This window comes from Pseudomonas sp. H1_F01 (assembly GCF_054681425.1).
On record NZ_CP162823.1, the window covers coordinates 1,444,445 to 1,464,822 of the forward strand.

At 62.6% G+C, this 20,378-nt stretch carries 15 protein-coding genes; 6 read left to right on the forward strand and 9 right to left on the reverse strand.

Annotated elements, in window-relative coordinates; genetic code table 11:
• Positions 1 to 4: 4 nt before the first annotated feature.
• Together AB4O09_RS06710 and AB4O09_RS06715 are read right to left on the reverse strand one after the other, a co-directional pair.
• Positions 5 to 3,121 carry a multidrug efflux RND transporter permease subunit gene (locus tag AB4O09_RS06710; protein WP_460108038.1) on the reverse strand — a complete coding sequence of 1,039 codons (3,117 nt, stop codon included), beginning with the start codon at positions 3,119 to 3,121 and terminating at the stop codon, positions 5 to 7.
• Positions 3,118 to 4,275, reverse strand: a complete 1,158-nt coding sequence (locus AB4O09_RS06715) for an efflux RND transporter periplasmic adaptor subunit (RefSeq protein ID WP_028236663.1) — start codon at positions 4,273 to 4,275, stop codon at positions 3,118 to 3,120. The genes AB4O09_RS06710 and AB4O09_RS06715 overlap by 4 nt, the downstream gene beginning before the upstream one ends.
• A gap of 236 nt (positions 4,276 to 4,511) precedes the next feature.
• Here AB4O09_RS06715 and AB4O09_RS06720 point away from each other — a divergent pair, with 236 nt between their 5' ends.
• A complete protein-coding gene (locus tag AB4O09_RS06720; RefSeq protein WP_003205335.1) occupies positions 4,512 to 4,769 on the forward strand; it encodes a hypothetical protein in 258 nt (85 codons plus the stop codon).
• A 27-nt stretch (positions 4,770 to 4,796) separates the two neighbouring features.
• Here the strand turns inward: AB4O09_RS06720 and AB4O09_RS06725 are convergent, their stop codons facing one another.
• Entirely contained in the window at positions 4,797 to 5,765 is a 969-nt protein-coding gene (locus AB4O09_RS06725) for a LysR family transcriptional regulator (protein WP_003205334.1), read from the reverse strand.
• Between the two features lie 344 nt (positions 5,766 to 6,109).
• Here AB4O09_RS06725 and AB4O09_RS06730 point away from each other — a divergent pair, with 344 nt between their 5' ends.
• From AB4O09_RS06730 to AB4O09_RS06745, 4 genes are read left to right on the forward strand one after another with little or no spacing between them, the layout of a single operon-like run.
• Complete coding sequence (locus AB4O09_RS06730) at positions 6,110 to 7,582, forward strand: efflux transporter outer membrane subunit (protein ID WP_460108040.1); 1,473 nt, start codon at positions 6,110 to 6,112, stop codon at positions 7,580 to 7,582.
• 14 nt (positions 7,583 to 7,596) lie between these two features.
• Positions 7,597 to 9,801, forward strand: coding sequence for an FUSC family protein (locus tag AB4O09_RS06735; protein WP_013694170.1), 2,205 nt, complete (start codon positions 7,597 to 7,599; stop codon positions 9,799 to 9,801).
• Positions 9,791 to 9,991 carry a DUF1656 domain-containing protein gene (locus tag AB4O09_RS06740; protein WP_003205331.1) on the forward strand — a complete coding sequence of 67 codons (201 nt, stop codon included), beginning with the start codon at positions 9,791 to 9,793 and terminating at the stop codon, positions 9,989 to 9,991. The genes AB4O09_RS06735 and AB4O09_RS06740 overlap by 11 nt, the downstream gene beginning before the upstream one ends.
• Positions 9,992 to 10,001: 10 nt before the next feature.
• Positions 10,002 to 10,865, forward strand: a complete 864-nt coding sequence (locus AB4O09_RS06745; RefSeq protein ID WP_003205330.1) for an efflux RND transporter periplasmic adaptor subunit — start codon at positions 10,002 to 10,004, stop codon at positions 10,863 to 10,865.
• 118 nt (positions 10,866 to 10,983) lie between these two features.
• On the opposite strand, the gene AB4O09_RS06750 is transcribed toward AB4O09_RS06745, so the two are convergent.
• Positions 10,984 to 11,808 carry an SDR family oxidoreductase gene (locus AB4O09_RS06750; RefSeq protein WP_003205329.1) on the reverse strand — a complete coding sequence of 275 codons (825 nt, stop codon included), beginning with the start codon at positions 11,806 to 11,808 and terminating at the stop codon, positions 10,984 to 10,986.
• A gap of 36 nt (positions 11,809 to 11,844) precedes the next feature.
• Complete coding sequence (locus tag AB4O09_RS06755) at positions 11,845 to 12,309, reverse strand: hypothetical protein (protein WP_003205328.1); 465 nt, start codon at positions 12,307 to 12,309, stop codon at positions 11,845 to 11,847.
• Between the two features lie 168 nt (positions 12,310 to 12,477).
• Here AB4O09_RS06755 and AB4O09_RS06760 point away from each other — a divergent pair, with 168 nt between their 5' ends.
• A complete protein-coding gene (locus AB4O09_RS06760) occupies positions 12,478 to 15,195 on the forward strand; it encodes an RHS repeat domain-containing protein (RefSeq protein WP_305441501.1) in 2,718 nt (905 codons plus the stop codon).
• A 71-nt stretch (positions 15,196 to 15,266) separates the two neighbouring features.
• Here AB4O09_RS06760 and AB4O09_RS06765 read toward each other — a convergent pair whose 3' ends face one another.
• The 4 genes from AB4O09_RS06765 to AB4O09_RS06780 all read right to left on the reverse strand — a co-directional run bounded on the left by AB4O09_RS06765 (position 15,267) and on the right by AB4O09_RS06780 (position 20,368).
• Positions 15,267 to 16,718, reverse strand: coding sequence for a mannose-1-phosphate guanylyltransferase/mannose-6-phosphate isomerase (locus AB4O09_RS06765; protein ID WP_013694167.1), 1,452 nt, complete (start codon positions 16,716 to 16,718; stop codon positions 15,267 to 15,269).
• A 217-nt stretch (positions 16,719 to 16,935) separates the two neighbouring features.
• Complete coding sequence (locus tag AB4O09_RS06770) at positions 16,936 to 17,601, reverse strand: alginate O-acetyltransferase AlgF (RefSeq protein ID WP_003205325.1); 666 nt, start codon at positions 17,599 to 17,601, stop codon at positions 16,936 to 16,938.
• Between the two features lie 14 nt (positions 17,602 to 17,615).
• Positions 17,616 to 18,791: an alginate O-acetyltransferase gene (locus tag AB4O09_RS06775; RefSeq protein WP_003205324.1), complete on the reverse strand. Its 1,176-nt coding sequence runs from the start codon at positions 18,789 to 18,791 to the stop codon at positions 17,616 to 17,618.
• Positions 18,792 to 18,802: 11 nt separating this feature from the next.
• Positions 18,803 to 20,368, reverse strand: coding sequence for an MBOAT family O-acyltransferase (locus AB4O09_RS06780; RefSeq protein WP_003205323.1), 1,566 nt, complete (start codon positions 20,366 to 20,368; stop codon positions 18,803 to 18,805).
• Between the last annotated feature and the right edge of the window lie 10 nt (positions 20,369 to 20,378).

Sequence of the window (20,378 nt, forward strand, 5' to 3'; positions counted from 1 at the left end):
TGCCTCAGTGGTCTGTGCTCGCCAGCGCCGCCGTCGGCGCCGACCCTGGCTGATGGGCGGGTCGATGGAACAGTCGCTCCAGCCACAAGTATATGACCGGTGTGGTGAACAGCGTCAGCGCCTGGCTCACCAGCAGGCCGCCCACCACCGCGATGCCCAGGGGTTGGCGCAGCTCCGCGCCGGGACCATAGCCGAGCATCAGCGGCAAGGCGCCGAGCAGGGCGGCCAGGGTGGTCATCATGATCGGCCGGAAGCGTGTCAGGCACGCCTGGAAAATCGCCTCCTGGGGCACCATGCCTTTGTTGCGCTGGGCGTCGAGGGCGAAGTCGATCATCAGGATGCCGTTCTTCTTGACGATCCCGATCAGCAGCACCAGCCCGATCAGCGCCATGATCGAAAAGTCCTGGCCCAGCAGCCAGAGCATGATCAGCGCACCGAGGCCGGCCGAGGGCAGGGTAGAGATGATCGTCAACGGGTGCACGAAACTCTCGTAGAGCACGCCGAGGATGATGTACACAGCCACCAGCGCGGCGAGAATCAGCCATGGCTGGCTGGCCAGGGAGCTCTGGAAGGCCTGGGCCGCGCCCTGGAAGTTGCCGGTAATGGCGGCGGGCATGCCGATCTCGTTCTTCGCCTGGTCGAGCAGGCGCACCGCGTCCCCCAGGGCCACGCCGGGCGCCAGGTTGAATGACAGGTTGGCGGCCGGGAACATGCCATCGTGGGCAATCGACAGCGGGCCGTTGCTCGGCGCATCGAAGCGGGCCAGGGCCGAGAGCGGTACCATTTCCCCACTCAGGGGCGAACGCAGGTAGAAATACGCCAGGCTTTCTGCCTTGCCGCGTTGCTGGGTGTCGAGCTCCAGGATCACGTTGTACTGGTTGGTCTCGGTCTGGAATTCATTGATCTGCCGTTGGCCGAAGGCGTCGTACAGGGCCTGGTCGACATCGGTGGCGGTGAGGCCGAAGCGCGCCGCCGCGCTGCGGTCGATGTTGATGTGGGTGATGCTGCCACCCAGTTGCAGGTCGTTGGAGATGTCACGGAACGCCGGGTTGCCACGCAGCTTGTCGGTGAGTTTTTGCGTCCAGGCGTTGAGGCTCGGCCCGTCGTTGCTCTTGAGCACGTATTGATATTGGGCGCGACTGGGGCCGGAGCTGAGGTTGATGTCCTGCCCGGCCCTGAGGTACAGCACCACGCCGGGGATTTTCAGCAATTGCGGGCGAATCCGGTCGATGAAGCCGCTGGCCGACACGTCACGCTCGCCCCGGGGCTTGAGGGCGATCCAGAAGCGGCCGTTGGCGATGGTCTGGTTGTTGCCCGAGACGCCGACGGAGTGGGAGAAGGTCTGCACCGCCGGGTCGGCGGCGACGATGTTGGCCAGGGCCTTGTGCTTGGCGACCATGTCCGGGAACGACACATCGGCGGCGGCTTCGCTGGTGCCCAGTACCAGGCCGGTGTCCTGTACCGGGAAGAACCCCTTGGGAATGAACACGTAGCCCACCACCGCCAGCGCCAGGGTCAGGCCGAACACGCCGATCATCAGTTTTTGATGGGCCAGGGCCCGACGCAGGCCGTGCTCGTACCAGCCCAGCAGACGCTCGCCGAATCCCATCTTGCTGTGGGCATGATGTACCGGGGCGCGCATGAACAGCGCGGCCAGGGTCGGCGCCAAGGTGAGCGACACCACCACCGAAATCAGGATGGTCGAGGTGGCGGTCAGGGCAAACTCCTTGAACAGGCGCCCGACCACGCCGCCCATGAACAGCAGTGGGATGAACGCCGCCACCAGCGAGAAGCTGATGGAGACCACGGTGAAGCCGATCTCACCAGCCCCCTTGATCGCCGCTTCGCGCATGCCGTCACCGGCCTCCAGGTGCCGGTGGATGTTCTCCACCACCACAATCGCATCGTCCACCACGAACCCCACCGAGATGACGATCGCCACCAGGGTCAGGTTGTTCAGGCTGAACCCCATCACGTACATCAGGGCGAAACTGGCGGTCAGCGACACCCCCAGCACCGCCGAGACAATCAGGGTCGCCGAGAGCTGACGCAGGAACAGCGCCATCACCGCGACCACCAGCAGCACCGCGATCAGCAAGGTGATCTCCACCTCATGCAACGAGGCGCGGATGGTCTGGGTGCGGTCGATCAGGACCTTGACCTGCACGGCGGCGGGCAACATGGCTTGCAGGGTGGGCAGGGCCGCCTGGATGCGGTCGACGGTCTCGACGATGTTCGCTCCCGGTTGCCGGAAGATCACCAGGTTGACCCCTGGTTCGCTGTCGGACCAGGCCTGGACGTAGGCGTTTTCCGAGCCGTTGACGACCTTGGCGATGTCCTTGAGGTGAACCGGTGCGCCGTCCTTGTAGGACACGATCAACTCACCGTACTCCTCAGGCTGGAACAGTTGGTCGTTGGTGGACAGGGTGGAAATGCTCGAAGCGCCGTACAGGGCGCCCTTGGCCAGGTTGAGGCTGGCCTGCTGGAGCGCCAGGCGGATGTCCGCCAGGGTCAGGCCGATGGCGGCGAGCCGGTCGGCCGAGGCCTGGACCCGGATCGCCGGACGCTGTTGGCCGGAGATATAGATTTGTCCTACGCCGTCGATCTGGCTGATCTGACGCGAGAGCAGGGTTTCGACGTAGTCGCTCAGCTCGGTGCCGGGCATCAGGGAGGAGCTGATGCTGAGGATCAACACCGGGCTGTCGGCGGGATTGACCTTGCGCCAGGTCGGCAGGTTCGGCATGTCGTTGGGCAGTTTGCCGGCGGCGGTGTTGATCGCCGCCTGCACTTCCTGGGCGGCGGTGTCGATGCTTTTATCGAGGCTGAATTGCAGGATCAGGTTGGTCGAGCCCAGGGCACTGCTGGAGGTCATCTGGGTGATGCCGGGAATGGCACTGAATTGCACTTCCAGCGGCGTCGCCACTGACGAGGCCATGGTTTCGGGACTGGCCCCAGGCAACTGCGCGTTAACCTGGATGGTTGGGAATTCGGCCTCTGGCAACGGCGCGACGGGCAGGCGAGGAAACGCGATCACGCCCAGCAGTACCAGGGCAAACGTAAGCAGCACCGTGGCGATGGGGTGGTCGATGCACCACGCCGAAACCGAGCCGCGGCCCTTCACGGTTGCGGCTCCGTGGTCTTGGCCAGGGCGGGCGGATCACTGAGCACCTGGATGTGGCTGCCTGGCTTGAGTCGTGACTGACCGTCGCTCACCAGTTGATCGCCAGCGTTCACCCCCTTGATGATGTGCATGTCGCTGTCCTGGTAAACCATGACCACCGGCACGCTCTCGACCTTGTCGCCCTTGATCCGGTACACGAAGTGTTGCTCCAGCCCACGCTGGACGACGGTGGGAGGCACCACCAGGGCGTCCTTGTCGAGGGCGGTCTGGATCTTCAGCGTCACCAGTTGCCCGGGCCACAGCCGTTGCGCGGCGTTGTTGAATTCAGCCTTGGCCCGCAGGGTTCCGGTGTTGGCGTTGATCTGGTTGTCGATGAGGCTCAGGCGCCCCTCGCCGAGCAGTTCCCCGGTGGCGCCGTCGGCACCGATATAGGCCTTGACCAAGGCTTGCTCGGGCGCCGCGATCAAGCGTTGCAAGGTGGGCAGCATTTGCTGGGGCAGGGAGAACTCCACGGCGATCGGGTCGATCTGGGTCACCGTGAACAGGCCTTCGGTGTCGCTGGTGCGCAGGAAGTTGCCTTCATCTACATTGCGAATGCCGACGCGACCGCTCACCGGGGAGCGGATCTGGGTGTAGGACAGTTGCACCTGCGCCGAGTCGATGGCCGCCTGGTTACCCTGGGCGGTGGCCTTGAGCTGGTTGACCAGCGCCTGTTGCTGGTCGTAGGTCTGCTTCGAGACGCCGTCATCGACGCTCAGCAATTTGTAGCGCTTGAGATTGACCTGGGCCACCGCCAGCTGCGCCTGGCTCTCGCCGAGCTGGGCCCGGGCCTGGTCGAGGCTGGCGCGGATCGAACGATCGTCGATGGTCGCCAGCAGGTCACCTTTCTTGACCAGTTGCCCTTCCTTGACCAGCAGCCGGGTGAGGATGCCGTCGATCTGCGGCCGGATCACCACGCTGTGCAGCGACAGTACCGTACCGATGCCGCTGGCAAAGCGCGGCACATCCTTTTGCACCACGCTGACGACCCGCACCGGAACGGCGGCGGGAGCGCTGGGCTTGGCGGTCACGGGCTTGAGCACAAACCAGAGGACGAGGGCCGCCAGGGCGACCAACAGCACGACGAGCAGGACGGTTTTCTTCTGGGTGTGCATGGATATGAAGGGCCGGTTCGGGACACAGGAGTTTGAGCTTTCTTATATAGCGTTACGAGCCGGTCAGGAAGGTGACGGCTAACTGACAGGCTTGTCAGTTTTGTCCTGGCTTGCTGTCGGATGAATGGTTGTGCCAGATGAAACTGCCCTGCGCGCTGTGATATCGGGCAGGTATACTGCCGCCTTTCGCGGCTCGCCCTTCGGGCCCGACTTGCATGCATGACCCGGAGCCTTACATGACTTCCCCGACACTTTCGCCTGCGGATGAACTCCCCGGCGGCGAACAGGCCGACTTGTCCGACAGCGATGTTTCCAGCGCCGAGGACGCCAAGGCGGCGATCCCAGCCTTCAAATTCCCGTTCAAACCCGGTGAACTGGCTGCGGCCAAGGGCGCCGGCCAGCAGCCGTGGTACAAGAACGGCGCGAAGAATGGCCATACCAAGACCCCGGGTGCCGCGCCTCCCGGCACGCGTCGTTCGATGGGCAAGCGCTGACATCATCCTTCACGCACGGGGGCGACTTCAGTTCGCGACCCGTGCGCCTGCCAGGCTTCCACTCAATTCGTAAGCCGCCAGCTCAGACTGGTGCGCCGCGAGGATTTCCGGCAACGAGCCTCGCAGGTACTCGACCCAGGTCTTGATCTTCGCATCCAGGTATTGGCGCGACGGATAGATGGCGTAGAGGTTCAGTTCCTGGGAGCGGTAGTTGGGCATGACCCGCACCAACGTGCCGTTGCGCAAGCCTTCGATGGCCGCGTACACCGGCAATACCCCCACGCCCATGCCGCTGGTGATCGCGGTTTTCATCGCATCGGCCGAATTCACCAGGAACGGTGAGCTGTTGATGGTGACCATCTCCTGGCCTTCCGGGCCGTCGAACACCCATTTTTCCAGCGGAATGACCGGGCTGACCAGGCGCAGGCAGGCGTGGTTGAGCAGGTCGCCGGGTTTTTGCGGGCAGCCGCTGGCTTTCACGTAGGCGGGTGATGCGCAGACGATGCTGTAGGTGATCCCCAGGCGCTGGGAGACGAAGCCCGAATCCGGCAACTCGCTGGCGAGCACGATTGAGACGTCGTAGCCCTCGTCGAGGATGTCCGGCACGCGGTTGGCCAGGGTCAGGTCGAAGGTCACATCCGGATGGGTCTTGCGGTAACGGGCGATGGCGTCGATCACGAAATGCTGGCCGATACCGGTCATCGTGTGGACCTTCAACTGCCCGGCCGGTCGCGCATGGGCGTCGCTGGCCTCGGCTTCGGCTTCTTCGACATAAGCCAGGATCTGCTCGCAACGCAACAAGTAGCGTTTACCCGCCTCGGTCAGGGCAATGCGGCGAGTGGTGCGGTTGAGCAGGCGGGTTTGCAGATGGGCTTCCAGGTTGGAAACTGCGCGCGAGATGTTGGCCGTGGTGGTGTCCAGTTGCGCGGCGGCGGCGGTGAAACTGCCAGCTTCGGCAACACAACTGAACGCGCGCATGTTTTGCAAGGTGTCCATGGAGGGCTCTCTTGGGAGGTGGCAAATTGTGACACGAAGTTACAGAGCAGCGGGACCCGACTAATGGATTATCGCGTTAACGGTAACAAAGATTCACAGAAAGATCGGCTTATCGCCGGGTAGGGCGATGCCTAGAATTACCGTCAATCCTGGGTCACTGATTCCTGTGGGAGCCCTTGTGGGAGCCGAGCTTGCTCGCGATGAACGATGACGCGGTCCTGCTGTTAAACCGTGTCGTCCCCATCGCGAGCAAGCTCGGCTCCCACAAAGGCTCGCTCTCACAAGTTTTGCGTTAACAGGCAGCCATCCTCGTCGTCATGCTCCATCTCAGGAATTTTGCGCAAGTGCCGCGTTGCATCAGCAGAGAGCTGAAGACTCTCAGTGTTTGGGTTCTGACATTAACCATCAGCGGTTGCATCGGGACAGGCGGGATAGGGCCGCAAAGCCAGGTAATGCCGGCCGATCAATTGGCGACCGATACCGCCATCCGCGAGGCGGCTCGCGACGCCCACTGGCCCACCCGCCGATGGTGGCAAGCCTATGGCGATCAGCAGTTGGATCGCTGGGTCGATCTGGCCATGCAGGACAGCCCGAGCCTGGCCATGGCCGCCGCGCGGGTGCGCCAGGCCAAGGCCATGGCCGGTGTTGCCGAAGCCGCCGAGTCGCTGCAGATCAATGGCGAGGCGACCCTCAAGCGCCATAACTGGCCCACCGATCAGTTCTATGGCCCGGGCGAACTGGCCGACACCACGACCTGGGACAACAATGCCGCCCTGGGCTTGAGCTACGCCCTGGATCTGTGGGGCCGCGAGCGCAATGCCAGCGAACGGGCGGTTGACCTGGCCCATGCCAGTGTCGCTGAGGCGCGCCAGGCGCAACTGGAACTGCAGAGCAACATCGTGCGCGCCTACATCCAGTTTTCGCTGCACTACGCCCAGCGCGATATCGTCGCCGCGACCCTCCACCAACAAGAGCAGATTCTCGACCTGGCGCACAAGCGCCTGGACGGCGGCATCGGCACCCATTTCGAAGTCAGCCAGGCCCAGGCACCACTGCCCGAGACCCACCGCCAACTCGACGCCCTGGACGAAGCCATCGCCTTGAGCCGCAATCAGTTGGCGGCCCTGGCCGGCAAGGGGCCGGGAGAGGGCACGCAACTGCAACGCCCGACCCTGGCCCTCGACGCGCCGTTGAAGCTGCCGTCGGCCTTGCCCGCCGAACTGCTCGGCCAACGTCCGGATGTGGTTGCCGGGCGTTGGCAAGTGGCGGCCCAGGCCCGGGGCATCGATGTGGCCCGGGCCGGGTTTTATCCAAACGTCGACCTGGTGGGTAGCCTTGGCTACATGGCCACCGGTGGTGGGGCGCTGGAGTTCTTGACGGGCAAGAAGCTCACCTACAACGTCGGGCCGGCGATCACGTTGCCGATCTTCGACGGCGGGCGCTTGCGTTCGCAATTGGGCGAGGCGGCGGCGGGTTATGACATCGCCGTGGCGCACTACAACCAGACACTGGTGAACGCCCTCAAGGGCATTTCCGATCAGTTGATCCGCCGCCAATCCATGGACAAGCAGCAGGCCTTCGCCGCCGAATCGGTGGCCGCAGCCCAGCGCACCTACGACATCGCAATGGTGGCGTTCCAGCGTGGGCTTACCGATTACCTCAACGTGCTCAACGCCCAAAGCCTGTTGTTCAAGCAGCAACAGGTGCAACAGCAAGTGCAGGCGGCGCGCCTGAGTGCCCATGCCGACCTGGTGACGGCGTTGGGGGGCGGGCTTGAGGCCGGCAACGACAGTCCTGACTTGGGCCACGTACGGTGAGCCATATTTCCCCTGTGACGTCTTTACTAGCCCCCGCACGCTGGCTGTACCGCCTCGAATGGCGCCGGGGTTTCTTCGACTGGGCCCGCAGCGACGGGGTGACCTGGGTCTATATCTTCAAGGTCCTGTTTGCCGCGTTCCTGACCTTGTGGTTGGCGATGCGCCTGGAGTTGCCGCAACCGCGCACGGCCATGATCACCGTGTTCATCGTCATGCAGCCCCAGAGCGGGCAGGTGTTCGCCAAGAGTTTCTACCGCTTCCTCGGCACCCTGGCCGGCTCGGTGGTGATGGTGGCGCTGATCGCCTTGTTTGCCCAGAACACCGAGCCGTTCCTCGCGTGCCTGGCGGTCTGGGTTGGTCTCTGTTCGGCAGGGGCGGCGCGTTATCGCAACTTCCGGGCCTATGGTTTTGTGCTGGCCGGCTACACCGCGGCGATGATCGGCCTGCCGGCCCTTGCCCATCCGGAAGGCGCGTTCATGGCGGCGGTCTGGCGGGTGCTGGAGATTTCCCTGGGGATTCTCTGCGCCACCCTGGTCAGTGCCGCGATCCTGCCGCAAACCGCCAGTGCCGCCATGCGCAATGCCTTGTACCAGCGCTTTGGGGTATTTGCCCTGTTTGTTACCGATGGCCTGCGTGGGCGCAGCAAGCGGGAGGCATTCGAAGCGCGCAACGTGGGCTTCATTGCCGAGGCGGTGGGCCTGGAAAGCCTGCGCAGCGTGACCGTTTTCGAAGACCCGCACATGCGTCGACGCAACGGCCGGCTCAGTCGCTTGAACAGCGAATTCATGGGTATCACCACCCGCTTTAACGCTTTGCACCAATTGCTGGAGCGCTTGCGCAGCAGTGCGGCGGATCACGTGGTCAATGCCATCAAGCCGGGCTTGCAAACGTTGGCCGAGCTGCTCGACGGTTTCAGTGGCCGCGCCCTGACCGATGCCGATGCGGCCCGTCTGGCGGCGGCGCTGGCCGAGTACAAGGCCGAGCTGCCGGCCCAGGTGCGGCGGCTGCGGGCGTTGTTCCAGGAAACGGCGCCCAGTGATGGGCAGCAACTGGATTTCCATACTGCCTACGAGCTGCTTTATCGATTCGTCGACGACTTGCACGGCTATGCCTTGACCCACGCCTCCCTGGCCGATCATAGCCACGAACGTGAGCGCTGGGACGAACCGTTCGTGCCGCAGACCAACTGGCTGGCCGCTACGGCATCGGGTGTTCGCGCCGCCTTCATCCTGTTGGTGCTGGGGAGTTACTGGGTCGCCACGGCCTGGCCGAGCGGCGCGACCATGACGATGATCGCCGCCGCCACCGTGGGCTTGTCGGCCGCGACGCCGAACCCCAAGCGCATGGCTTTCCAGATGGCCTGCGGCACGTTGTTCGGGGCGTTGATCGGCTTTGTCGAGATGTTCTTCATCTTCCCGTTGATCGACGGCTTCCCTTTGCTCTGCGTGATGCTGGCGCCGGTGATCATGCTCGGTTCGTTCCTCAGCTCGCGGCCGAAATACGCCGGGGTCGGGCTGGGGCTGCTGATCTTTTTCAGCACCGGTTCGGTGCCGGACAACCTGACGGTCTACAACCCCTACGCCTTCATCAACGATTACATCGCGATGATCCTCGGCATGCTGGTGTGTGCCGCGGCCGGGGCAATCATTCTGCCGCCCAACAGTCGCTGGTTGTGGCGCCGGCTCGAACAGGATTTGCGCGAGCAAGTGGTGTTTGCTATCAGTGGCAAGCTCAAGGGCCTGGCATCGAGCTTCGAAAGTGGTACCCGCGACTTGCTGCACCAGGCCTACGGGCTGGCAGCGGGGCAGCCTCGGGTGCAACGGGACTTGCTGCGCTGGATGTTCGTGGTGCTGGAGGTCGGCCACGCGATTATCGAGCTGCGCAAGGAACAGGCGATCCTGCCAGTGCATCCGGCGTATGCCGAAAGCCAGCCGTGGCGCCAGGCGATTCGGGTGATGGGGCGGGCGCTGGTGCGGCTGTTCCGCCAACCGAGCCAGAGCAATCTGGAGCGTGCCCTGGTGGCGGTGGACCACGCCATCGGCCGCGTGCAGGCCACCGACGAACCCTTCGCCCCGCATTTCGACACCTCGGCCCTGCGCCGGGTGAAAAGCTATCTGCATTTCATCCGCACCTCGTTGCTCGACCCGCAATCGCCCTTGGCCGGCTATGCCATGCCGCACGCCACACCGCTTCCCCAGGAACTTGAACATGCCCCGTGAGATCGCCTTCCATGGCGTGTACATGCCCACCATGACCTTGATGTTTTTCATCGCTGCCGGCCTGGCCTGGGCCTTGGACCGCTTCCTGTCGGGGCTGGACCTGTACCGCTTCTTCTGGCACCCGGCGTTGCTGCGCCTGAGTCTGTTTACCTGTCTGTTCGGCGCGCTGGCGCTGACGGTCTACCGTTGAGATCGATGCGATGAGAAAGTTTTTCAGCCTGCTGGCGACGCTGTTGGTTCTGGCCCTGGCGCTGTGGATCGGCCGTACGTTGTGGGTCCATTACATGAACGAGCCCTGGACTCGCGATGGCCGGGTGCGGGCCGATATCATCAATGTGGCCGCCGATGTCAGCGGCGAGGTGGTCGAAGTGCCGGTGCGCGACAACCAATCGGTGAAAAAGGGCGACCTATTGATGCGCATCGATCCTGAGCATTACCGCATCGCCGTGAAGCAGGCTCGCTCCCTGGTGGCGTCACGCAAGGCCACTTGGGAGATGCGCAAGGTCAACGCCCATCGGCGTGCCGACCTGGATAGCCTGGTGATCTCCCGGGAAAACCGCGACGACGCCAGCAACATCGCCGACTCGGCCCTGGCCGATTATCAGCAGGCCCAGGCGCAATTGGAAGCCGCGGAGCTGAACCTGTCGCGCACCGAAGTCCGCGCGGCGGTGGATGGCTACGTCACCAACCTCAACGTGCACCGTGGCGACTACGCCCGCATCGGCGAGGCGAAGATGGCCGTGGTGGACATGAATTCGTTCTGGGTCTACGGCTTCTTCGAAGAGACCAAATTGCCCAAGGTGCGGGTCGGCGATTCAGCGCAGTTGCAGTTGATGAGCGGTGAGATGCTCAAGGGGCATGTGGAAAGCATCTCCCGCGGCATCTACGACCGGGACAACCCCGAAAGCCGCGAACTGATCGCCGACGTGAACCCGACCTTCAACTGGGTTCGCCTGGCCCAGCGGGTGCCGGTGCGCATTCATCTGGACGAAGTGCCCGACGGGGTGCTGCTGGCGGCGGGGATGACTTGCACGGTGGTGGTAGAACCCCACGACAAGCGCTGACCCCTTGTGGGAGCGAGCTTGCTCGCGAAAGCGGTGGGTCAGTTTGCAAAGATGTTGACTGTGCCGGTGTCTTCGCGAGCAGGCTCGCTCCCACAGTTTTCGGGGTGGCCGCTATTTATCAAAGCGACCCACCCAACCCAAACCGCTTCATCAACCCTTTTTCCAGCAACCCCTTGGGCAGCAAGCCGGCCATCAATGGCAATGCCCGGCTGCCATTGCCCAGACGCAGCAAGCGGGGTGGCTTGGGTTGTTGAACCGCCTTGAGCAGCGCGGCGGCGAATTCGGGGGCCGGGGTCGGGTTGTCCTGGGAGGCCTTGGCCCGGGCGCGGATGCCGTCGCGCAGAGGCCACCAGGGCGATTGTTCGCTGATCAGTTGTTCGGCTTCATGGCCGGCATTCTTGGCGAAGCTGGAGGCGATGGCGCCGGGTTGGACCTCCATCACGCGGATGCCGAACGGCGCCAGCTCCATGCGCAAGGCATCGCTCAAGGCATGCACCGCCGCCTTCGAGGCGCAGTAAGCCCCGGCAAACGGCGTGACCAGTACCCCGGAAACGCTGCCGATGTTCACCACCAGCCCCTTGGCCCGGCGCAACACCGGGAACAGCGCCCGGGTGACCCCGACGATGGCGAACACGTTGGTTTCGAACTGACGCTGCATGGCCGGCACGCCACCGTCCAGCAACGGGCCCATGGCGCCGTAGCCAGCATTGTTGACCAGCACATCCAGGCCGCCGTGCTGCTGGTTGATCCGTTCGTTGAGTTGTTCCAGGGCCTGGCCGTCGTTGACGTCCAGTTGCACGGCGGTGAACCCGGCAGCGCTGAGTGTCGCTACGTCTTCAACCTTGCGCGCCGTGGCCCAGACCTGATAACCCGCAGTCTTGAAGGCGTCGGCGAGGGCGCGGCCAATGCCGCTGGAACATCCGGTAATCAGCGCAACAGGCATGGCGCATTCCTTGTGCAAAAAGTGGGGGGAGAGCAATCAGTTGGAAAAACTACCGTGCAATCGCTCGGCGCGAAACTCCAGGGTCTGCGGGCGATAACCCGGACGCAGGGGCGGCAGCGGCAGGCAGTCTTGCCAGTCAGCGCCGGCCTGCAATTGGCCGGGGCCTCGGTAGCGCGGTGCGTCGTAGGGGGTGTCGGCCAGGTTGATGGTGTCGCCAGGCGCATAGGCCGCGACCCGCCAGCGCAGTTCGATCAGTGGCACGTCATTGGTGTTTTTCAGGTTCAGCGACAGCGGTCGGTCGGCGGGGCATTGCCCGGGGGAATAGGTGATGCGCATTTCCAGGCGCTCCAATTGCCGGGTCTCGCGGTTTTCCTGCCAGAGCACCCACGCAGCGACCAGTCCCAGCCCGATGAACGCCGCCAGGGAAACCGGCAAGGCCCTGGCCGGGTAGCGCAACAGCAGGATGAGCCAGGTGATGACCAGCAAGACGCCGATAAGCATGGTGGAAGCCTCCGTTCCCGTTGCCACATCCTACCGAAGGGAGCGGGCGATGGATATTCACCGATCCTGCACCGTCGGTCGTCACTGTCATATCTGACAGTTGGCAGCCTTGCAGACCCGTTGGTTAGATGGGCCGCGATACCCTGGCACTACACGGGATTCCTACAGATGGGCATGGATTATCGAACGCCGACGTTGATAGCCGTCGACTCGCGAAGCAGGCCGGTTCGTTCGGTCGAATACTGCCGCAGCCTGGAGAACGGCCCGGCGCAGCGGCGTATCAACCGCAGCCTCTTTGACCTCGCCGGCCGCGCGGTGAAACAGTGGGATCCGCGGTTGTGGGCCATGCAGGACCGTGACGAATTGGCCCCCAGCAACCTTTCGGCGATTTATTCGTTGTCCGGCGTCACGCTGCGCACGGACAGCGTCGATGCCGGCCGGCAGACCGATCTGCCGGGGCTCGCCGAGGAAGGACTGCTGGGCTGGGACAGTCGAGGGACACTGCGCGATGTGCTCTATGACGAATCGCTTCGCCCCGTGGCGGTGTTCGAGCAAGGTGGTGGAATGCCGCGTCGGTGTACCGAGCGCATGACCTACGGATATCCGGGCCAGGGCGATCAGAACCAAAATCAGTATGGCCAACTGATCCGTCACGACGACACGACGGGTACGTTGTTACTGGCGTCGTTTGCCTTGAGCGGGGAAAACCTCATGCAGGACCGCCGTTACATCCTCGATGCGGCTTTGCCCGATTGGCCGGAGCCGGAACCCGATCGCGAACAACTCCTTGAACCTGGAAGCGGTGCCGTTTCGACGTGGCGCGTCGGCCCGCTGAGAGACGTGCTGGAGCGAGTCGACGCCCGGGGAAATCGCCAACGCCAACGCCTTACGCTCGATGGCCGGCTGTCCGGCAGCCAACTGCTATTGGCGGGGCAGGGCGATTGGCAGACGCTGGTGAGTGATATTCGCTACGATGCCCTTGGACAGATCGAGGGAGAAATAGCCGGCAACGGCGTGAAAACCACCCTTATCTACAGCCCTGAGGACGGGCGCCTGGCGGAGCGCCAAGCCCTGCGTTCCGGCCAGGTACAGCAACACTTGCGCTACGTTTATGACCCGATGGGCAACGTGTTGAGCATCGAGGACGCAGCCCTGGCGGTCCGCTACTTTGCCAACCAGCGCATCGACCCGATCAGCCGCTTTGTCTACGACAGTCTCTATCAACTGATCAAAGCTACCGGTTGGGAGGCGGGCTCTGCAAACCAGGGGCCCGACTCGCTGAGGCAGAACGGCCCGGCGGCGGTCAGCAATTACCAGCAGACCTACCGCTACGACGAAGGCGGCAATCTGTTGACGCTGGTTCACGTCGGGGCACAAAACCATGGTCGGGAAACCCAAGCGGCTCGCTATAGCAATCGCTGCCTTCCGTACCGCAATGGTGTTCCGCCCACGGAGGACGAAATCGCTGCGGCGTTCGATGCGCGGGGCAACTGCTTGGAACTGTACGCGGGACGGTTCCTGGTCTGGGACTCGCGCAACCAGTTGAGTTCGGTCACGTCCATTGAACGCGACTCGGGGCTTGACGACAGTGAAGTGTATGCCTACGACGGCGGTGGGCAACGTGTGCGCAAGCTGCGAACGCTGCAAACCGGCGCCCGTAGCTTGGCCGCCGAGGTGCGTTATTTGCCGGGCCTGGAGCTGCGTGCCGACAGCAGCACCGGAGAGTCACTCCAGGTCATCACCGCCCAGGGTGGGCTCAACAGCGTCCGGATATTGCACTGGGAAAGCCCACCACCTGCGGGGGCCAATGACCTCTATCGATACAGTTTTACCGACCATTTGGGTTCGACCAGCCTGGAGCTTGGCCAGGACGGGCGAATCATCAGCCGGGAGCACTTCTATCCCTTCGGCGAGACCGCGTACCTGGCGGGGGCTGACGGGGTCGAGGCCAGTTACAAGACGGTTCGTTATTCGGGGAAGGAAAGGGATGCGACGGGGTTCTATTACTACGGCTATCGCTACTACATGCCTGGCTTGCAGCGCTGGCTCAATCCAGACCCCGCGGGAGATATCGATGGGCTGAACCTCTACGCGATGGTGAGCAATAACCCGCTGACTTTTCGGGACGCCGACGGGCTTAACAAGACTGGAAAGTACGAAATTGAAATGGGCGTGAAGAATCGACTCAAGCTCGCAGGGGCAGCGCTTACGAGCCGGGTTAGCGTGTTTAAGCAAGCCACGGGAAAGTACAGTGAAGTGAACGACTTCAAAGTAGTGGAGGTCGGTGCATTCAATGACTATCTGGTGGGAGGAGATGAGGTCAGACAGAATCTTCAACGCTACAAGCAACGCTATAAAACCCTCTCCAGCGAAACAGCGCGTTCGAAGGTCGTTGGGCAGCCTTCAAACTTCGGTCTGGGGGCAAGCATTTCCGGTTATATGTTGCGCAGTGCCAATGACGTATTTGTGGACGAGCCGAACGATCCGGACGCTTTGCACAGACACCCTGACTTCGTCGTTGAGCGGCGCTTTTTCGCAGTCATGAAAAAATCCGACAAGTTGAAATCGCCCGAGGAGCGGCACATTTATGGTCTGGCTGAACTGAACATGTTTACTTCCGAGGGAAAAACGGAAGTGGATGTTGTGCAAGTGGTCGTCCATCCTGAAACCCAGGGTGACGGAACGTTGAAAAAAGAGGCGCTGGCAGAGGCCACCTCAGTGGCGCGACTGCCGATTCTGAAGGGAGTGGGTACATTCTTGACGGTGCGCGCAATCAAGGCGATTTCGAAGGGAGCGGATATCAGAAAAATCAGAACGGACGCTGTCAATCCGCGCTCTGCCAGGATTGCCGAAAAGTTTGATGCCAAGAGAGTGGTCAATCAATAAAAAGCCCCCACCAGCCCGCTGCGGATAGGGGACGCAGTGGGTTGGATGGGGGCTTCTTGTTCTGCTGATCGTTACTGCGCGATGGTCTTCACCGACACGCCGCGTTCGATCGGGGTGGAGCGACCGTAGATGTCTTCGAAACGCTCGATGTCGTCTTCGCCCAGGTAGCTGCCGGACTGCACTTCGATGATTTCCAGTGGGATCTTGCCCGGGTTGCGCAGGCGGTGGACCGACGCGATCGGGATGTAGGTCGACTGGTTTTCGCAGAGCAGGAACACGTTCTCGTCGCAGGTCACTTCGGCGGTGCCGCTGACCACGATCCAGTGTTCGGCGCGGTGGTGGTGCATCTGCAGCGACAGGCACGCGCCCGGCTTGACCGAGATGTGCTTGACCTGGAAACGACCGCCCATGTCCACCGAGTCATAGGAACCCCACGGACGATAGACCTCGCAGTGGTTCTGGGTCTCGCTGCGGCCCTGTGCGTTGAGGGTGTTGACCATCTGCTTGACGCCTTGGACCTTGTCCTTGTGGGCGATCATCATGGCGTCCTTGGTTTCGACCACCACGATGTTGTCCAGGCCGATTACCGACACCAGCTTGCCGTTGCCGTGGATCATGCAGTTGCGGCTGTCCTGGACGACCACGTCGCCTTTGGTGACGTTGCCGTTGGCATCCTTGGGATTGACTTCCCACAGCGACGACCAGCAGCCGACATCGCTCCAACCCGCCGACAGTGGCACCACGCAGGCGCGCTGGGTTTTTTCCATCACGGCGTAGTCGATGGAGTTGTCCGGGCAGCAGGCGAAGGTGGCTTCGTCGAACGTGATGGTGTCGGCCGTCTGCTCACTGCGCTCCAGGGTCAGCAGGCAGGTGTCGTAGATGTCCGGATCGTGCTTTTTCAGCTCTTCGAGGAAACGGCTGGCGCGGAACAGGAACATGCCGCTGTTCCAGAAGTAACCGCCGGCCTCGACGAACTCTGTGGCGCGCTTGACGTCGGGTTTCTCGACGAAGTGCGAAACGCGGCTCACGCCTTCAGGCAGCAGCGCGTCGTTGGTCGATTTGATGTAGCCGTAGCCGGTTTCCGGCTTGGTGGCCGGTACGCCGAACAGCACCATTTCGCCACGCTCGGCGGCCACGGTGGCCAGGGCCAGGGCGCGTTGCAGGGCTTTCTGGTCTTCCAGCACGTGGTCGGCAGGCAGCACCAGCATCAGCTCGTCGCGGCCTTCGTTGACCAGCATCATCGCGGTCAACGCCACGGCCGGTGCGGTGTTGCGCCCGAACGGTTCCATCAGGATGCGCTGGGCTTCGAGCTTACGGTTGGTCAACTGTTCGTTGACGATGAAGCGGTGGTCTTTGTTGCAGACCACGATTGGCGTGTCCATGCCTTCGAACACCAGGCGCTCGAGGGTCTGCTGGAACAGGGTGTGTTCACCGGTCAGGGCCAGGAACTGTTTAGGGAATTGCTTGCGCGAAAGCGGCCAAAGACGTGAGCCACTACCACCTGACAAGATCACCGGAATCATGTTTGTTACTCCTTGAAGCGAAATGGTTGTTAGAGCTACTGCGTTCTGTCGTTTCACTCTCTTGTTCTTGTTCCGTACCCGACTGACACCCCGATTCAGGGTGGGAGCGGGCTTGCTCGCGAAAGTGGTGCTTCAACCAACATCAATGTTGAATGTGAGACCGTATTCGCGAGCAAGCCCGCTCCCACAGGGGTACAACGTCAATCAGGTGAATTCATCAGCGGGTCGACACTGGGCGTTTGACCCAAACTGGCGACAGGCTGCTGCCTGAACCGGTGACGTACAGCACGGCTGCTTCACCGCGCTCCAGGGCCACGGGCTTGAGGTCGCCGACTTTCTTGTCGCCTTCGAACAGCGCCAGGGACACTTTCACCGGGTTGATTTCACGCTCGCCACGGCCCTTGGCGGCCACGTTCGGCACCACTTCGGTCTTGCCGTCGGCGGTCTTGAGGGTCAGTGCCTTGTCGCTCAGGTTCTGTACGCGGACCAGGGACTTCTGCTTGTTCTTGAACGGCGGCTCTTCGATCAGTTGCGGCTGGCCGCTGGCGTTGTTGACCAGGGTGTAATAGTGATCGGAAGCCAGTTTCACCGGCACGGTCTGGCTGCCGACCTTGGCGCTGTAGTCGCCACCGGGCATGAAGCTGAAGTCGCTGCTGGCCAAGGGAGCTACGTCGCTGATGTTGGTGCTGCCGACGGTTGCGCTGACTTCGGCGTTGGCGGCGTTGTACACCCGCACGAAGCTCGAGCCTTTTGGTGCGGTCGGGCCGTACAGGGCCGCGTCACCGGCAAAGGCGGACAGTGAGAGGGCGCTCATGCTGGCGACCAGGGCAACGGCCTTGAAGGAGCGAGCAGCGAGACGGCGAGGAGTAGTGTTGAAAGTCATGGTGGACCTCTCTTTCAGTTTTGCGCCCGGTCGGGCGTCTCGGATGGGGTGTTGGCGGCTACGTTCTGTTGGCGCGCGCCGGCTTGCTTGAGCTCTGCGACCCACTGTGGGTCGGCGTCGCCGATTTCGTTGTTCACGGGCAGATAGCGTTCAGGGAACTCCCAGATCAGCACCTGTGGCGGGCTGTTCTTGAAGGCGTCGCTCTTGAGGTAGCTGAGCATCGGCAGAATCGGGCCATGGCCGTCTTCGGCGTAGTTGACGACGTCGCTGTGCAGGGCTTGCTTGAGTGCACCGACGAAGTTCCAGTTGGGGTTGGCGCTGTAGCTGGTGCCGATCAGGGCCACGGGCACCTGGGCGTCGGCGAACAGCGCGTCGTCGCCAGCCGGCTGGTCGTCGGCTTCGCGGGTGTTGCGCTTGACCAGCGGCTCCTGGGCTGGCATCAGGTTTTCGAACAGCGGGTCCAGGGGCAGGAACTGGCGCAGGTCACCCTTGTGGGTGATTTTCTCCGCAGGTTCCGTGACGAAGCGTTGTGGCTCACCGTTGAGCGGTGCGCGTTCGGCAATGGCCTTGGCCAGGTTCTCGGCAGCGACCTGGGCACCTTCCGGAGTCCAGTGGGTGTCGGTGCGCAGGAACACTTGCTGGCCGCCTTGCTTGGCCTGTTGCAGCGGGCCGAGCAGGTCCGGCGCGAGGATCTTGTCGGCCGCCACGCGAGCGTGGAAATCCTGGTAGAGGTTGGCGTGAATGCTCGATGGCTTCACGTCACCCAGGTGCTCGGGGTACAGCCGCGCCTTGGCCGGCACGATCGCCATGACCAGGGTCACGCCTTGTTCCTTGAGCTTCTGGCGCACGCCTTCGACCAGCGCGTAGTTGCCTTGCAGGTTCAGCTCTTCGTTGACGATCGGGTTGAACTCTTCGTCGCTGTACAGCCACTGGTCGCGGCCCAGGACCACGCCTTTGCGGCCTTCGTTGAACAGCTTGTAGTCCAGCGCAGCCCAGATGTTGGTGCCCAGGCGCTTGATCGGGAACTCGTCGTCGTAGTGCGTTTCCACGGCCTTGGCCCAGCGCCCGTTGAGCACGGTGGCGTCCGGGTTGGTGCTGAAGCCGAAGAAACTGCGCATCGACCACAGGCCCAATGCTGTCAGGATCAGCATGAACAGTGCGATGTAAAAGATGCGTAATGAGCGGGTCATGTTCAGATCCCTCAGAACTGGAAGTAAAGGAACGGCGAGAAGCTTTGCGCCGAGAGTTTGAGAATCGAGGCGATGAACAGCAGCAGCACCAGGGCGCGCATCACGTAGCGTGACCAGTCCACGGTCCAGTAGGCCGGTTGCACTTGGGCTTCGACACCCACGGTGTAGCCTGGTTCATGGATCGTCGATGGGTTGTCACCCGGTACGGCCTTGATCATTCCCGGTTGTGCGGTGGCCGGGCCGTTGGCCTCGGTATTGACCTCAGGCTTGGTCTTGACCGGCGGACGGTTGGTGTAGAAGTCCCGCAGGCCGAAGAAGGCGAGGGTGATATAGGCCACCACCAGCGTGGCGATCTGCAGGCCGGTGAGGTTGGCGCGGGTCAGTTCCGACAGCGACCAGTCGCCGAAGCTGAACATGGCGCTGTACATGCGACCGGCCACGTGCAGGTTCTCGGAGCGGAAAATCACCCAGCCCATCACCACCAGCAGGAAGGTCAGCGCCCAGCGGATCGGGTTGATGCTGCGTGGTGTGGTGTTGATGCCCACGGCTTTTTCGATGGCCAGCCACATGCCGTGCCAGGCACCCCAGATGATGTAGGTGAAGTTCGCGCCGTGCCACAGACCACCGAGCAGCATGGTCAGGAACAGGTTGCGATAGGTCATCAGCGTGCCTTTGCGGTTACCGCCCAGGGTGATGTAGAGGTAGTCGCGCAGCCAGGTGGACAGGCTGATGTGCCAGCGACGCCAGAACTCGGTGATCGACTGGCTGATGTAGGGCTGCTTGAAGTTTTCCATGAAACGGAAACCCATCATCAGGCCCAGGCCGATGGCCATGTCGCTGTAGCCGGAGAAGTCGAAGTACAGCTGCGCGGTATAGGCCAGGGCGCCGAGCCAGGCATCGCCCGTGGTCGGGTTCTGCAAGGCGAAGCAATGGTCGGCCACCACCGCCAGGGTGTCGGCGATGAACACTTTCTTGATGAAGCCCTGCATGAAGCGCGTGCAGCCTTCGGAGAACTTGTCCAGCGTGTGGGTACGGTTGTTGAACTGGTCGGCCAGGTCGCGGAAACGCAACACGGGGCCGGCGATCAGGTGCGGGAAAATCGCCACGAACGCCGCGAAGTCGATCAGGTTGCGGGTCGCCGGGGTGTCACCGCGATAGACGTCGATGATGTAGCTGATGGACTCGAAGATGTAGAACGAGATCCCGATCGGCAACAGCACGTGGGTCAGGATGAACGGTTCGAGACCGAAGCTGGTCATGATCGCGTTGAGGCTGTCCACGCCGAAGTTGGCGTACTTGAAGTAACCCAGGATGCACAAGTCCACCGCCACGCCGAGCAACAGCCAACGCTGGGCCGGTTTGGTGCGCACACCGGCGGCGCCGACTTTCAGGCCGATCCAGTAGTTCCACAGGGTGACGCCGGCGAACAGCGCCAGGAAGTCCACCCGCCACCAGGCATAGAACACGTAGCTGGCGATCAGCAGCAGCAGGTTGCGATAGCGTTGCCCGCTCAAGTAGTACAAGCCGAGAAAGATCGGCAAGAACAGAAACAGGAACACATTGGATGAAAATACCATCCCGATCTCT